This is a genomic window from Priestia sp. TSO9 (assembly GCF_021029645.1).
GTDB classification, from domain to species: domain Bacteria; phylum Bacillota; class Bacilli; order Bacillales; family Bacillaceae_H; genus Priestia; species Priestia megaterium_E.
This window is the reverse complement of sequence record NZ_JAJEKD010000015.1, coordinates 100,956-116,029: the sequence shown is the minus strand read 5'-3', so window position 1 is coordinate 116,029 and position 15,074 is coordinate 100,956. Positions and strand designations below refer to the sequence as shown.

Genomic DNA, 15,074 nt, shown 5'->3' with positions numbered 1-15,074 from the left:
GTGAAGAAAATGGAACGTTATGACGTAATTCAAGGCGCAGAATCTTTTTATTATAAAGGCAACGACATTGGTATACTTGTTTCTCATGGATTTATGGGGACTCCTCAAAGTATGGAATATATCGGAAAAGAATTAGCTGAAAAAGGTTTTACTGTGTACGGTTTGCGACTAACAGGACATGGTACTCACTACTATGATATTGAACAAACAACGTATGAGGAATGGAAGCAGGACTTTTTAAATGGGTATCAGCGTTTGAAGCAAGAATGCCGTCATGTATTTATCTTGGGTCAGTCCATGGGGGGCACTCTCACCTTTCATACAGCAAGCCAAGGATTAGATCTTGACGGAGTTATTGCCATCAATCCGGCTATGACGTCCATTCCTTCAATGGAGCCTTACCGCTCTCGTCATACGCCTCGTTATTTAAAAGAAGATCATCCTGATATTAAGGATCCAAACGTACATGAAATTACGTACGACAAAGTACCAGTGCGCTCTATGCGTGAGCTGCTTTCTTTAATGGACGAAACAAAAGAACGCTTATCTTATGTAACGTGCCCTGCTTTAGTCCTAACATCAACAGTTGATAACGTAGTACCGCCTGAGAATTCAGCTTATATCTTAAACCATATTCAATCAGCAGAAAAAAGACAGCACATGCTTCGAAACTCTTACCATGTTGCGTCGATGGATTTTGATAAAGACACAATTGTTGCACAAACGGCACAGTTTGTACAAGCAACAGTTGCCAAAAAAAAAGTGCATGAGCGAATTTTTTAATTTTTAAATTCGCTCCGTTTCTTTTTTACTTCAAGTAAGATAAAATGAATCTTGAATGAAAACAAAGGAGTGTACATACATGATTCATTTAGAATGGAACGATCGTCCAACAATTAAACAAGTAAAATGCATACATACAGATGCAAAAAAATTCGTGGTTGAAAATGTTTTAACAGCAGGAAAAACATATGATGTAAAAAACGAAACAGAAGAATTTTATTTTGTTGTTGATAACACTGGCCAAGTCGGCGGCTTTTATAAAGAATACTTTGAAGGCTAAACAAAAAAATCATCGTCTCGGCGATGATTTTTTTATTGCAATAATTAAATGGAGCTTTCCTTAATGAAAACGAATGAACATACTTTTAAAGAGAAATTCCATATATCTCATCATTTCGAAAAAAGCTTTATGATAAAAATAGGATGTAAGACCTAAATTCTTCCGTTTCTTGTTCTGATTAAAAGGGTAACTGACTATAAATACCCATGACAACAATTATTTTACAATGTAAAATGAAAGCGACGCTTAACAGAAAAAGGAAAAGAGGAGGTCATACGATGAAAAAGCGTAATACAGCAGCTTTTACATTTTTAGCATGGACAGCTTTTATTACAGCACTATTAGCTATGTTTATAGGAATTTATACCTTAGATGCATCACTACCGGTAAAAGGTTATTATGCCGTTGGAACTTTATACTTAACGATGTCTGCTTTTGTGCTTCAAAAAACCATTCGTGATAACGAAGAAGATACGGCGCACGAACGCAAATATGACAAAGCAGAAGAAGAATTGTAGAGCTAAAAAAAAAGCATTTTTCTAGCTCCTTGAAAAACATCCCCATTTTTGGGAGATGTTTTTTTATATAAAAAAACAGGGAACTTGTCACTCCGTGTCGTATTAGTAAAGAAGGAGGCGATTGAATTGACACAACTAATGATTAATAACGTAAATTTTCACGTTGATATGTTTGAAGAAAAAATGATTACTGATGCGAATACAGGTGAAGAGTTGAAAAGGCTAAACTTTTCTTTTTCGGTTGTAGGCAAAGCAGCTTATGATAAATATGATGCATTTTTTGAGGATCCGTATTTTGAAGTAACAAATATGGAGACAAAAGAAACGCTAACACTAAAAAACATTTCGCACAGCACATTTTATCAGTCACCTGAAATTACCGATCATACAAATATTGTTTTCAGGGTCAAGCTGCAGCAAGAACCTGTTAAAGAACAAGTGAAAAATGAACGTCCAACAGAGAGCACGGTAAATGAAATGCTTTTATCTAGAATAAAGTTTAAGGCTCTTGTCGAATTACTTGAAGAAAAAGGACTTCTAACAGAGAATGAATTGTATACAAAAATTGAAGAAGTAGCAGAACGAGATTTTGATATTTTGCGGGATGAATTAAGTCATTCTAAAAAAGAGGTAAACGCGTAAAAATACCCCACTCTGCAGGGGGATTTTTTATTTATATCCATTAATTTATAACCCTTTTGATAAACCGTTCATATATTACATCACGATGAAAATAAAAAGGGTGAGGATAATGCCAATTGTTATTAACCATGTAGTGATTCCAAACGTTACAGGAGGAGTCGTTACGTTTGGAGATACGTACTATGTTTCTCCTAAAAGCAATAGTAAAACCGCACAAGGTTCAGGATCTTCAAATACAGGAATTTGTGTAAATACAAATTCAGGACTTTCTAATACAAATACGCTCGATCCGGATGGTTCTGACCAAAACGGCTTCGGAAACGGATAAGGAAAGAGATGTTTTACTCTTCTTTCTACACGCCTTTTCAATATTCGTTTTATCCGTATTTTATGCCTTCTTTTGCACGTCCAATTGGATTTGTTGTGTCACCTGATGGAGCGATGGATAACTGGTGGGGCAAAAAACCATCTTGGTGGGGGAAAATCACGCCTTCAGCCGGCGTTTTCCCTCCTGTTACCCAGTATTATACGGGCAGTTTAGTTCCTTATAGTTTAAGGGGCTATTACTAATATAAAAAAGAAGTTCAGATTAAGCCATCTTGTTAGCGTCTATTTCCTGAAAATAGGCGTTTTTTTCCGTTTTACTTGATTCAAAGTTATTTTTGCTGAATAATAAGGAAAAGAGAAATTTTAGAAGTAAGCTGTAAGTAAGGAGATGTTCAATCATGACAGATAAATGGAGAGTTCATAAAATAAAAAGTGATTGTGAACCTTGGCTGTTTTTAGAAGGCTGGGAAAAAGATATTATTGAAACCATTGAATTTGAAAAAAAAGAAGAAGCGCTTCGCTACTACGCGATGATGATTTATGAATTTCATCAAAAATACGCAAGCGTGCGAAGTGATGAACTAGCGCTCTTTAGCTTTTGGAACGAAGGCGAAAAGGAATTTTGTGAAGCCTGTGATGATGACCTTCAAATCTTCCACGGTGTTTTATTCGCTAAAAACGATGAAGTCTATTCATTAGAAGAAGATGAAGAAGGATTAAAAATGCTTCGTACTAAATAAAAACGTCCTGCGGGGCGTTTTTTTTATATAAAAAATGAACGATTTCAATCGCTCAAGCGTCATATAGATGATGAAACAAAAAGGAGGGGTGACCGCTTTGGAACAAGATGATTTCATCCTTGTCCAAAAAGCATTACAAGGTGATGATGATGCCTTCTCATTATTATTTCAGCGCTATCATTCATTTTTATATAAATACCTTTTAAAGCTGACATTAGATGAGGACTTATGCAGTGAATTGTGTCAGGAAGCAATGATGAAGTGTTACGTGAATCTTTCTTCATACAAAAATGAAGCAAAGTTTTCGACTTGGATGATATCCATTGCTTCAAGACTGTACATGGATTATTTGCGTAAACAAAAACGTGAAAAAAGCAGTCTCCAGCGAATAAAGCAGTCTTTGTCGCACCAGCTTCAGTGGAAAGCTAAATACAAAGGAGTGGAATGGAGCGAGATGTTTTCCGATTTTAATGAACTCGATTCACGCTTTCGAATTCCTGTCTTGCTTCGACATTATTACGGATATACGTACGATGAGATTGCCCATATGCTGAATATGCGAGCAGGAACGGTCAAATCAAGAGTAAATAAAGGAGTAAACATACTGAGAAAGGAGTGGAAAGAATGAGAGAAGAAAATGACAATCAGTCCTTACATTCTTTAAAAAAAGATTGGGAGCAGCTAGAGAGTTTAGCAAGTCATGAACGTATTTCTCTTCATGCAATTCAAGAACAGCTTCTCATTCAAAAACAAAAGCAGAAAAAAGCTTTCCGGAAAGAGTTATGCTTATTTACATTAACAGCACTTGTTATTTTAACGATAATGGCAACTGCTATTTTACAAATACCTGCCTTGTTTATCGCCATTGAAGTAATTGGGATCATTGTTGCTCCTATTTCTTTTATCGTTTTTCACTATAAACGAAAAAAGGAGATGTTTTTATAATGAATGAAAAATGGATTCTTGTGCTGTTTATTTCACCATTTCTCCTTCTTCAAAGCTTTCTACTTTTTATCAATGCAAAAAAACGCGGCGCTCATCCATGGTTTTGGGGAATATGGGGACTGATTCAAATTCCAATGCCAACTCTGTTTTATTGGTTTTTTATTATTTGGCTTCCAGCACGAAGAAAAAGGAGGATGTAAATGAAGGACATTAACTGGTTGTTAATTGCTCCAATTCTATTCTTACAATTGCTTTTAATGATTCCAGCGTTAATAAGCTGCATAAAGCAAGAAGAGACAAACGGACCAAAATGGCTATGGGGACTCATTATTTTATGTGTAAGTACAGTTGGCCCCGTTTTATATTTTGTTTTAGGACGTAAAAAACAGTGAGGTGGAGCGAAGATGTTTATGCAAGTAGAAGGACTGACAAAAGCGTATCGTAATATAACCGTTGTGAATAACCTTTCATTTAATCTCGACAAAGGAAAATGTGCAGCGTTGTTAGGCCCTAATGGTGCAGGTAAGACGACTACTTTGCATATGATTGCAGGTCTTACTGCACCTAATAAAGGGAAAATTTCTTTTGAAGATAAACAGCACCAAGACGTACGATCATTTATTGGCTTTCTGCCACAGCATCCTACGTTTTTTAATTGGATGACGCCTCAGCAGTATTTAACTTTTTTAGGCCTTTTATCTACCATTTCAAAAAATGTGCTTTCTCAACGAATAGATGAAGTACTTGAAACTGTAGGTTTAAAAGGAAAGGAAAAGCAGAAAATTGCTGGGTTTTCTGGAGGAATGAAACAACGTTTGGGATTGGCGCAAGCCTTGTTACATAAACCTGAACTGCTAATTCTAGATGAACCGGTTTCGGCTTTGGATCCTGAAGGCAGAAAAGATGTCCTAATGATTATCGAAACATTAAAAAAAGATACGACTATCCTTTTTTCAACTCACATTTTGCATGATGCAGAACAAATATGCGATAACATAATCATGATTAAAAACGGACGTATGAAATGGAATGGAACAAAGAGTTCGCTGCGCCAAGAGTTTACGTCTCCTGCTTTTACGATTGAAACAGAAGAAAGGCTCCCTGCATCACTTAGCAGTCTGCCAAGTGAACAGGTGCTGTTTCATTCTCCTTATAAAGCCACTGTAAATGTAAAAGATACATCTCAGCAGCAGCAGCTGCTTCAACTGCTTGTTGATCAGCAAGCAAACCTTGTTTTATTTGAACGAAAACAGCATTCTCTCGAAGACGTGTATCTAGAGGTGATGAACAAATGAAAATATTTGGAGTCTTATTTAAAAAGGAACTGCATGAATTATTTGCGAACGGCAAAGGAATTTGGCTGCCAATTTCTCTAATTTTACTAGGCATCACACAGCCTTTAACCAATTATTATATGCCACAAATCATTAACATGGCAGGGAATTTACCAAAAGGAGCAGTTATTCAACTTCCTACGCCCACCGGTCAAGAAGTAATGCAAGGTGTCCTTTCACAATATAGCACAATAGGAACCTTACTGATTGTACTAGCAAGCATGAATATGATTTCAAATGAACGACAAAATCATGCTGCTGTTCTTGTTATGATGAGACCGGTAAGCGTCATTCAATACATTATGAGTAAATGGGCTGCGCAAATCGTACTCGTCATTGGCTCAACGTTTATAAGCTATATAGCAGCATGGTATTATACAAATCTTTTATTTTCACATGTGGATTGGACTCATATGCTAGTTAGCTTTCTTTTATACAGCCTGTGGCTGATTTTTATCTTGTCCGTTTTAGTGGCAGCTGGAACATTCCTTTTACAAAGCGGAGGGATTGCTGGAGTAAGCATTTTGATCATTGGATTACTTTCATTTTTGAGTACTTTGTTTACGAATCAATTAAAGTGGAGTCCTGCAGCGCTGTCGCAATACGCTGCTCGTTTGCTTGAACAGTTGCACTGGTCACAGAGTGTCACCTATACCGTAGTTGTTGCGTTAATGAGCAGCTTTTTTCTTTTAATCGCTGCTGTTCGTAGATACAAAAAAGTGGAATATGTATAAAAAGACTTCTTTAACGAAGTCTTTTTTCTAAGGGATTAATTTGCAAATCCATGCAATATAAAGAGCAGCGGGAACTAAGAGAATCTGGGCACAGACGGTTCCGCACAAACGAGAGATGACGAGTGTACCAACCATTTTGTTCATAGATTGCTTAGTCGATTCACCTTTCATTACCTTTTCAGTTAAAATGGCTACTTGCGGATCTACAAACACAGCAAGGGTAATCATCGCTAGTCCGTTAATAAGACCAGAAGACATCAGAATCGATTTAGAAAGAGTAGGCTCGAGCGTAGAAGCATAAAGAGTGGAAAGAACACCTACTGTATAAATGGTCGTAGCCATTAAATTTAAAAGAAGCAGCCGCTTAGGCACTCCGCCTATTCGCAGCTGAGACAGCATAATCCACCTAGGACGCTTCACGTGTTTTTTTGCTTTCTCAAGCGTATGTATGGAAGCAATGTTTTTCATCATTTTGGGTACAGATCCCGCTACTTCTAAGTGTGAAATCATTCGGGAGAAGATTGATACAAAGCTAGGAATTAAAAGAGCACCTGCGATTGTCCCAATAGAAGCCGCGAGCAAAATGGTTTGAAGCTGATGAAGCAGAACGGGCAAATCTTCTTTCGACTGAACCGCATCTCCTAATTTGCCGGTCAGCGGAGCTTGCACCATATTAGCTGTTCTTGACACAATGACAATAATATTAAAAAGAGATAGAGCCACGACTAGCTTCCGAGTTTTCAAGCCCGCAAGTCTCACAGAGTAGGCTAGTGTTTCAATCATGTGAATAATTCCTACAAATACACAAATAATAAGTAATTTTTCCATCATAATAAGCAAGTTCCTTTCTTTGATACACGCACTTCCTCATTATGTATAAATTTGGTTGATTTGTAAATAAAAAGCCGCTTGCTACCAATAGTAGCGAGCGGCTTTTTATTATCGATGCTGGTTAATATCACGCAGTATATCTTTGCTAGCCTGATAATCTTTTTCTCGTTCTTTTTCCACCTGTAGACGTTTGTCTAGTTTACGGCTATATTCAGCATACCCCACGCCGTGAGAAAGCTGCATGGCCTTTTCCATTTCTGACGTGTACGTTAGGTGAAGTGCGATAATGAATCAATCCTTTCAGCATTTTTCACTTGTGGCACATGTATTGCTGCTCAAGTGTTTGGATGTTTATGATTCTTGAAGTCTTTCTAGAAATCGTTTTCCCTGTCGCTCTGGATCTAAACATCAAATGATTAAAATTTCATAACATTCCAGGTAAAAGCCTTTTTTTCTTGCGTAGTATCCCATATAATAGCAGGAACAACGTTTTTAAAGGAGTTATATATGAACAATACAAAACGAGTATGGTTTGATTTACTTTTTTATATCGCTATTCCTTACCTAATATGGAACCAAGGAAAAGACATTATTGGTGATTACTATGCCATTTTGCTTTCAACAGCACCAGCGTTTGTGTATACCATTTATACATTTATTAAAGATCGCCAGTTTAACGTAACAGGATTGTTTATTGTCATTACGCTGCTGGCACGTACCATTATTGATTTAATTTCAGGAAACGCAGCAACGATGTTAAACAATCAAGTATACTTTATGATTGGACTGGCTGTAGTTGTCCTTTTTACCATTGTGATAAAAAAGCCAATTGGTTTGTACTTTTTTGTAGATACGGCTTACTTAATGGGCTATAAGCGAGAAGACTCTCTAAAACTCTTCCACCAGCCTGATTTATTCAAAATGATGAACTGGCTTACAGTACTGTTCGCAGGTCGCTATGTATTTTTAGCAATCGTAAAATACGTATTGATTCAAAAGTACGGAGTAGAAGGGTACGGGAACATGATTGTATTCCGTCAGGCCGTTACGTGGGCATTCTCCATTTTAATTGCCGTCTACACGTATTTTATCTATAAAAAAATTCAAGATAAAACAGGGATGGATAATCCAATGAATCCAAATGTAAATGAATAAAAAAGAAGCGTGCGTTTAACTAACGTACGCTTTTTTGTTACAAAACAGTGAACAGTGCTCGAAACACTAACATCTCATTTAAAATTAATAGTAAAATAACGCTATTAAAACCGGGATGAAAGTAGGTCAAGAAATGAAACTATTATTAGCATGTCAAAAGCAGCCTTATCGAATTTTAGAAATGATTATGGTGTTTTTTACCTTAATTTTTGTCGTACTGTCGTTTTTTGATTACCGCCAGCTTTTTTTCCTTGTGTTTACGCTTGGAATTGTATTTGCTATCCGGGCGTTTGAAATGCAAGAAGGAGAGAAAAAGACTCAAGGAAACATCTGGCTGCTTGTCGGTGTTGTAATGATTTTGCTAGACATAGTTTTATTTGTTGTATATGCCATTAATCGATCTTAACTAAAAGAAAAAAAGCTTCCGTTCAGAGGGGTACCTCTAGATACGGAAGCTTTTTTTGATTAAGGAATCATCCACGATAATACATTAGATTGTAAAAATGTTAATACGCAGACAATCAGCAGTAAAAATAAGCTGTGCTTCACCGTGAAACGAAGCAAATCGGACTCTTTTCCAGCTAACCCGACCGCAGCACAGGCAACGGCGATAGATTGCGGTGAAATCATTTTACCGGTTACTCCACCAGAAGAGTTTGCTGCAAGCGCAAGAAGCGGGTCCATTCCAATAGACGTAGCCGTGATTTTTTGCAAGTTGCCAAACAATAAGTTGGCTGAAGTATCTGATCCTGTAATAAAAACACCGAGCCAGCCGAGTACAGGAGAGAAAAAGGGAAATAACGCGCCTGTTTTAGCTAACAGCAGTCCTAAGGTTGTACTCATTCCAGACGCATTTGTCACGTAAGCAAATGCCACAACGGACATAATGGTAAGCAGCGGCAACGCTAATTCTTTGCACGTCTCGTTAAACGTAATGAACCAGTCTTTCCAAGAGATGTTGACGATAAATTTTGTGACAACAGCAGACAACAGGATAGCTGTACCGGCAGCGCCTAGTAATTCTAATTTATAAACTGCCGCAATCGGTTCTCCATTTCCATTTAAAATTAAATTATTTAACCAAGGTACTTCTGGCATAAACGTTAAATAATGTCCGATGGAATTGATAGCGCTCAAAAAAGCGTTAGCTCCTTCATAATGTCCTGTCAAAGCGGTTTTAATTTGAGGAATTCCCCATATAGAAATAAAGATCGTTAAAATTAAAAAAGGTGACCACGCCTTTGCAATTTGAGCCCCTGTGAATGCTGGTTGATCTCGAGTTTCTCTTGCCTCAGCCGAAGCGGAAGCTACTTCATGTGCTGCTTTTTCAGATTGAAAGCGAAACGTTGTTTTCGGTTTCCAGAATTTTAAGAAAATAGCGAGCGCAAAAAGTGAAACGAGTGCCGATAAAATATCGGGAAGTTCCGGTCCTAAAAAGTTAGAGCTGACAAACTGGGTAAGGGCAAAAGAGATGCCGGATACTAAAATAGCAGGGAGTACTTCTACTGTTTTCTTAAATCCTGCCATTACAAAAACCAAATACAGCGGAATAAATACAGAAATAAAAGGAAGCTGGCGGCCTACCATTTTAGAGATTTCCATTGCCGCTACTCCAGTAGGACCTTCCATAGCTGTGATAGGAATACCGATTGCACCAAAAGCAACGGGTGCTGTATTTGCTAATAAACATAAGCCAGCGGCATACAGCGGATTAAATCCTAAACCTACTAGCAAAGCTGCTGAAATAGCAACAGGTGCTCCGAAACCAGCGGCCCCTTCAAGAAAAGCCCCAAACGAAAAAGCAACCAACAAAGCTTGAAGTCTACGATCTTCTGTAATAGATACGACAGAGGTGCGAATAATATCAAACTGACCGGTTTTTACGGTTAGTTTGTAAAGAAAAACGGACGTAATGATAATCCATCCAATCGGCAGTATACCGTATACGGCTCCTTGACTGGCTGACATAAAAGCCATGCTAGCCGGCATTTTATAAGCAAATATTGCAACGGCAAGTGCGACCAGTAAAGTTGTAACTCCAGCCATATAACCTTTCATTCGTTTAATAGCCAGAGCCCAAAAGAAGTAAAGAATAGGAATCAAAGCGATTAATGAAGACCAAATGACGCTGTTTCCTACAGGAGTGAACTGCTGTGTCCATGTCATAACTAACACCTCATTTTCAAATTAGTGAACTATAAATTTAGTAAAACGAAACCATTAAAACTACGATGATAAGGTCATCTGATGACTTATGTAAAAATGAATTCGCTTACATTATATTCTAATCCTTTTAGGATAGGCAAGTACTAAAAGAAACTTTTTTTCAAAAGAACGGACATTTTTTTGGTGATAAGAAGAAAATACTGGTTGAAAATCCCAAGAATAGGTGATTTAATGATTGTAAGCGCTTAAAATATATCTTTTCATCTATTCTACTAATTATTCTTCTTATTAATCTACTACTTTTAGTCGTATTATACATGGCACTTCTTTATGTTATTAGTGAAACGTTGTTTGCTATTACAAAACGAGAGGAGTCAATTTATTGAGTACGTTAAAGCTTCCAGGTCATTTAAAATCCATTTTATCTCATCCTTCCACACTTGAAGAACAGCATATGAATCACTTCCTTGGAAATAACGGGTCCCTGAATATTAAGCCAACTTCAGAACAAGAAATAGCAGCCGTTTTAAAGTATGCGACAGAACACGGAAAAAAAGTCGTCATTGAAGGGAACGGTACAAAAAAAGGGTTTGGCGGACTTATAGATACAGCAGACCTTTTGCTTTCGCTGACTGAATACAGCGGAATTGTTGAACATACAGTAGGTGATATGACGGTTACTGTAAAAGCTGGTACACCGTTTGGAGAGCTCCAAACGTATTTAAAAACGCACAATCAGCAAGTTTCACTTGATCCATCTCTAGGAGACTACGCTACAATCGGCGGAGTTATTGCAGCGAATGAAAGTGGTCCAAAGCGCTTATCTTATGGATCGGCTCGAGATGCAGTAATCGGTATGAGAGTCGTATATTCAGATGGAACCTTTGTTCGTTCAGGGGGAAAAGTCGTCAAGAACGTGGCTGGCTATGATATGAATAAGCTGTTTATTGGTTCAATGGGAACGCTCGGCGTTATATCCGAAATAACGTTAAAGCTGCGTCCGCTGCCCAAGTATCAAAGCATTGTCTTTATTTCTTTTTCAACAGGCAATATCGAAGAAATTCATGCGTTTGTTAGCAAAGTCTTAGATTCCATGATAGAGCCTGTTGCTTTGGAGTTATTAAATCCTTCTCTAGCTGAAGATGTAATAGGGCAGCATTTGTTTACACTTGTAATCAGCTTTGAAGATGTGGAAAGTTCCGTTCATTATCAAGAGAATTACATCAAAAGTATTCAGCCGTCTGATACGATTTTAAAAGTGCTGCATGAAAAAGAATCCGAAGTATTTTGGAGATTTTTTAGTAACATGAGTCCAAATGGTGCATGCTGTTCTTCCGAAGAGGAAACGGAAGCCGCGCTAAAAATTGGCGTACCAAATATGAATGTACTCGATGTAATAAACAAAAGTACTGCATTAAAAACGTCCCGTCCAATGCTGATAAAAGCACATGGAGGAGTTGGCCATGGTCTTTGTTCAGTCTACATAAAAGGCTCAGAAGATGCCATTCTTTCCGTTATTACTTCATTTACTGAAACTGCTAAAACGTACGGAGGATATGTGGTCGTTAAACATTTGCCTTTTATACTGCGCCAAAAAGTAAATGTATGGGGAGAAGAACCTTCTCATTTTCCGTTACTGGCAGGAATTAAAGCAAAGATGGACGCTAAAAACGTGCTTAACTATAAACGATTTATAGGAGGAATCTAAGTGAATTCAGCGAAAGCGGATATCAAAGATGCTCCATGCCAAAGCGTTAGCAATTATTTGTGGAAAGACGCGCCAGACGAAAAAAAATGGGCGGATTGTGTACACTGCGGAATGTGCTTAGAGTCTTGTCCTACTTATGAAATAACGGGGCAAGAACAGCATTCACCAAGAGGACGCGTGCACCTTATCAAATCGGTAGCAGAAGGAAAAATAAGCGTGAATGAGCAGTTTACAGACCCTGTGTTTGCCTGTTTGGATTGCCGGGCCTGTACAACTGCTTGCCCTGCAAATGTAGACGTTGGCGGACTCATTGAAGAAGCTCGCGGCCAAATTCGTCAGGCAATGCCTTTGACGGGATGGAAAGGCATGATCAGCAAGTTTTTTCTAAAAGAACTTTTTCCTCAGTCTCATCGCTTAGAAGCCGCAGGAAGCTTATTGAAGCTGTATCAAAAAAGCGGAATGCAAAAAATGATGCGCACAACAGGCATGTTAAATATGATGCCGACACACCTAGCGGAAATGGAACATGTAATGCCTAAAATTACCCGTTCTGTTCGAAAAAAATATAAAAAGAAACGCGTTCTAAAAGCAAAAGCCGAAAGAAAAGCAGAAGTTGCTTTTTTAACCGGCTGCATCATGGACGTCATGTTCAGTGATATTAATGAAGCGACTCTTAATGTATTACGAAGAAATGGAAACGACGTCGTTATTCCTCCATCTCAAACGTGCTGTGGTGCTTTGCACGTTCATGCAGGAGACCGAGACATGGGAAGACAGCTTGCCAAAAAGAATATAGAGGCGTTTCAACATGCGGACACTGTTATTGTAAACGCTGCAGGATGCGGATGCATGTTAAAAGAGTATCCCGAACTATTTAGAGAAGAAGAGCAAGAGTGGCTTGAAAAAGCCGAAGTCTTTGCTGAAAAAGTCCAGGATATTTCAAAATACCTTCACGATACGGGATATCGCCCCCCGCAGACAACGTTGCATAAGCGCATTACGTATCACGACGCTTGCCATTTAGCTCATGGTCAAGGAGTTAGGAAAGAACCAAGAGATATTTTGCTTTCTATTCCGGGAGTGGAAATGGTTCATATGGCTAATGCGGACCGATGCTGTGGAAGTGCAGGAATTTATAATTTAACAAATCCTGATATGGCGGGAGCTGTGCTTCAAAGTAAAATGGAACATGTGCCTCATGACGTAGAAATGATTTCAATGGGAAACCCGGGATGCATGCTGCAGATGGCAGTAGGAGTGAAAAAATATGGACGAAGTCAGCAAATTGTTCACACGGTACAGCTTTTGGAGTGGGCCTATCAAAAAGAAGAGGAGGAAGCACATCGTGTTGAAGAAAAATAGAATAAAAGATCTTCACGTAAAAAATCTTTCTCAACTAGTAGATGCTCATTCTATTTTGCACCATAAAGAAGATTTGCTTGCGTACGACTGCGATGGCTTTACCATTCACAGACATTTGCCTAAAGCGGTGTTATTTCCTCAAAATACGAAAGAAGTTTCTAGCATTGTTAAATATTGCAATGAACATGATTTGCCTTTTCTTGCAAGAGGAGCAGGCACAGGACTGAGCGGGGGAGCGATTCCTCTTAATAACGAAGTGGTTATTAGTTTAGTGAAAATGAAGCGCCTGCTTAGCGTCGACTATGAAAACAGGCGTGCCGTTGTAGAGCCGGGATTTATTAATCTTAAATTAACTAATTCAATCTCTGAAAAAGGATATTATTATGCACCGGATCCTTCGAGTCAATATTGCTGCACCATTGGTGGAAATGTAGCGGAAAACGCAGGAGGGGCACACTGTCTTAAATATGGAGTAACCACCAACCATATTTTAGGGCTAGAGGTGGTGCTTCCGAATGGAGATGTGATTGAGCTTGGCAAGCAAGGTATTCCAGATGAACCGGGATATGATTTATTAGGGCTTTTAACAGGATCAGAAGGGACGTTAGGAATCGTTACAAAAATTACGGTACGCATTTTGAAAAATCCCCAAGCAAAACAAACGGTTCTTGCCTATTTCGACCGCGTAGAAGACGGGAGCCAAGCGGTATCAGACATTATATCAGCCGGCATTGTGCCTGCTGCGCTTGAGATGATGGATAAAACCGCCATTGAAGGAGTGGAAGCTGCTGCGTTTCCAGTCGGACACCCTAGAGATATTGAAGCTCTTTTATTAATTGAAGTAGACGGCATTTCAGCCGGTATCGAAGAGCAAATCCTTCGTATTTTAGACGTATGTAAAAAACAAAACGTACGGGAGGTGAAAGTAGCTGAAAGTGAAGAAGAGCGCGCGAGGTGGTGGGCAAATCGTAAAACAGGATTTGGAGCGATGGGAGCCATATCCCCTGACTATCTCGTACAAGACGGCGTTATTCCAAGAAGTAAACTGCCTCAAGTGCTGAAGCGAATTAACAAAATTAGCGAAGAATCTGGCCTTCGCATTGCCAATATTTTTCACGCCGGAGACGGGAACTTGCATCCGCTTGTATTATTTGATGCTAGAAAGCCCGGGGAAACGGAAAAAGCACTCGACGCCGGAAGCGCATGTTTGCAAGTATGTGCAGAAGTAGGAGGAACGATTACCGGCGAACACGGCGTAGGCATTGAAAAAAAAGAAGAAATGCGATTTGTTTTCAATGAAGATGAAATTCAAGCACAAACGAATATACGAGAAGTATTTAATCCTAAAAATCTATTAAATGCAGGAAAGCTTTTTCCAAGTCCAAGCCGCTGCGCTGAAGTCAAAAAAGAAATGAAAAAAACAGAATATTTTTAGAAAATTCTTGAAAATATATTCGCTCGATGATATGATTTTTTTAACAAAAATAAAACACTGTTTTGTAATAAGAAACAGTGCCGCATATGTTCGTCTTAATCATTTTGTCGAAAA

21 protein-coding genes are annotated in these 15,074 nt (G+C 38.5%); 18 read left to right on the top strand and 3 right to left on the bottom strand.

Translation table 11 applies throughout. From position 1 onward, the window contains the following. The first annotated feature begins 9 nt into the window (after positions 1-9). The 13 genes from LJC66_RS15340 to LJC66_RS15280 all read left to right on the top strand — a co-directional run bounded on the left by LJC66_RS15340 (position 10) and on the right by LJC66_RS15280 (position 6,303). Complete coding sequence (locus LJC66_RS15340) at positions 10-783, top strand: alpha/beta hydrolase (protein WP_116513967.1); 774 nt, start codon at positions 10-12, stop codon at positions 781-783. A 79-nt stretch (positions 784-862) separates the two neighbouring features. After that, positions 863-1,063: a DUF6501 family protein gene (locus tag LJC66_RS15335; RefSeq protein ID WP_013057578.1), complete on the top strand. Its 201-nt coding sequence runs from the start codon at positions 863-865 to the stop codon at positions 1,061-1,063. A 278-nt stretch (positions 1,064-1,341) separates the two neighbouring features. Further along, positions 1,342-1,581 carry a YiaA/YiaB family inner membrane protein gene (locus tag LJC66_RS15330; protein WP_013057577.1) on the top strand — a complete coding sequence of 80 codons (240 nt, stop codon included), beginning with the start codon at positions 1,342-1,344 and terminating at the stop codon, positions 1,579-1,581. Between the two features lie 126 nt (positions 1,582-1,707). Continuing rightward, a complete protein-coding gene (locus tag LJC66_RS15325; RefSeq protein ID WP_230932937.1) occupies positions 1,708-2,223 on the top strand; it encodes a hypothetical protein in 516 nt (171 codons plus the stop codon). Positions 2,224-2,332: 109 nt separating this feature from the next. Beyond that, complete coding sequence (locus tag LJC66_RS15320) at positions 2,333-2,551, top strand: spore germination protein (RefSeq protein WP_013083687.1); 219 nt, start codon at positions 2,333-2,335, stop codon at positions 2,549-2,551. A gap of 8 nt (positions 2,552-2,559) precedes the next feature. Further along, positions 2,560-2,793, top strand: a complete 234-nt coding sequence (locus tag LJC66_RS15315; RefSeq protein WP_028412882.1) for a hypothetical protein — start codon at positions 2,560-2,562, stop codon at positions 2,791-2,793. A gap of 155 nt (positions 2,794-2,948) precedes the next feature. Then, positions 2,949-3,290: a DUF1033 family protein gene (locus LJC66_RS15310; protein ID WP_013057574.1), complete on the top strand. Its 342-nt coding sequence runs from the start codon at positions 2,949-2,951 to the stop codon at positions 3,288-3,290. Positions 3,291-3,387: 97 nt separating this feature from the next. Continuing rightward, the gene (gene sigY / locus LJC66_RS15305) at positions 3,388-3,918 is read left to right on the top strand and encodes an RNA polymerase sigma factor SigY (protein ID WP_013057572.1); all 531 of its coding nucleotides are present in this window, start codon (positions 3,388-3,390) and stop codon (positions 3,916-3,918) included. Further along, complete coding sequence (locus tag LJC66_RS15300) at positions 3,915-4,235, top strand: YxlC family protein (protein WP_028409037.1); 321 nt, start codon at positions 3,915-3,917, stop codon at positions 4,233-4,235. The genes sigY and LJC66_RS15300 overlap by 4 nt, the downstream gene beginning before the upstream one ends. After that, a complete protein-coding gene (locus LJC66_RS15295) occupies positions 4,235-4,435 on the top strand; it encodes a hypothetical protein (protein ID WP_050690560.1) in 201 nt (66 codons plus the stop codon). Before LJC66_RS15300 ends, LJC66_RS15295 begins: the two co-directional genes overlap by 1 nt. Next, positions 4,436-4,627 carry a PLD nuclease N-terminal domain-containing protein gene (locus tag LJC66_RS15290; RefSeq protein WP_013057569.1) on the top strand — a complete coding sequence of 64 codons (192 nt, stop codon included), beginning with the start codon at positions 4,436-4,438 and terminating at the stop codon, positions 4,625-4,627. It begins immediately after the preceding gene. Between the two features lie 12 nt (positions 4,628-4,639). Then, positions 4,640-5,530: an ABC transporter ATP-binding protein gene (locus tag LJC66_RS15285; protein WP_230932936.1), complete on the top strand. Its 891-nt coding sequence runs from the start codon at positions 4,640-4,642 to the stop codon at positions 5,528-5,530. Next, on the top strand, positions 5,527-6,303 hold the full coding sequence (locus LJC66_RS15280; RefSeq protein ID WP_195696682.1) for an ABC transporter permease: 777 nt from the start codon (positions 5,527-5,529) through the stop codon (positions 6,301-6,303). The genes LJC66_RS15285 and LJC66_RS15280 overlap by 4 nt, the downstream gene beginning before the upstream one ends. Positions 6,304-6,330: 27 nt before the next feature. Here LJC66_RS15280 and LJC66_RS15275 read toward each other — a convergent pair whose 3' ends face one another. Continuing rightward, the gene (locus LJC66_RS15275) at positions 6,331-7,134 is read right to left on the bottom strand and encodes a lipid II flippase Amj family protein (protein WP_153254391.1); all 804 of its coding nucleotides are present in this window, start codon (positions 7,132-7,134) and stop codon (positions 6,331-6,333) included. A gap of 108 nt (positions 7,135-7,242) precedes the next feature. Beyond that, a complete protein-coding gene (locus LJC66_RS15270; RefSeq protein ID WP_014459567.1) occupies positions 7,243-7,389 on the bottom strand; it encodes a YuzK family famiily protein in 147 nt (48 codons plus the stop codon). Between the two features lie 252 nt (positions 7,390-7,641). On the opposite strand from LJC66_RS15270, the gene LJC66_RS15265 reads away from it, so the two are divergent. Further along, on the top strand, positions 7,642-8,289 hold the full coding sequence (locus LJC66_RS15265) for a VC0807 family protein (protein ID WP_013057564.1): 648 nt from the start codon (positions 7,642-7,644) through the stop codon (positions 8,287-8,289). A 133-nt stretch (positions 8,290-8,422) separates the two neighbouring features. Continuing rightward, a complete protein-coding gene (locus tag LJC66_RS15260) occupies positions 8,423-8,695 on the top strand; it encodes a hypothetical protein (RefSeq protein WP_223260190.1) in 273 nt (90 codons plus the stop codon). A 59-nt stretch (positions 8,696-8,754) separates the two neighbouring features. Here LJC66_RS15260 and LJC66_RS15255 read toward each other — a convergent pair whose 3' ends face one another. Beyond that, positions 8,755-10,455: an L-lactate permease gene (locus tag LJC66_RS15255; protein WP_195696683.1), complete on the bottom strand. Its 1,701-nt coding sequence runs from the start codon at positions 10,453-10,455 to the stop codon at positions 8,755-8,757. Positions 10,456-10,837: 382 nt separating this feature from the next. Here LJC66_RS15255 and LJC66_RS15250 point away from each other — a divergent pair, with 382 nt between their 5' ends. Genes LJC66_RS15250 through LJC66_RS15240 form a run of 3 tightly spaced genes read left to right on the top strand, consistent with a single transcriptional unit; the run spans position 10,838 to position 14,960 of the window. After that, entirely contained in the window at positions 10,838-12,163 is a 1,326-nt protein-coding gene (locus tag LJC66_RS15250; protein WP_230932935.1) for an FAD-binding oxidoreductase, read from the top strand. Then, complete coding sequence (locus LJC66_RS15245) at positions 12,164-13,525, top strand: (Fe-S)-binding protein (protein ID WP_195696685.1); 1,362 nt, start codon at positions 12,164-12,166, stop codon at positions 13,523-13,525. It begins immediately after the preceding gene. Beyond that, positions 13,509-14,960: an FAD-linked oxidase C-terminal domain-containing protein gene (locus tag LJC66_RS15240; protein WP_195696686.1), complete on the top strand. Its 1,452-nt coding sequence runs from the start codon at positions 13,509-13,511 to the stop codon at positions 14,958-14,960. The genes LJC66_RS15245 and LJC66_RS15240 overlap by 17 nt, the downstream gene beginning before the upstream one ends. Positions 14,961-15,074: the final 114 nt, after the last annotated feature.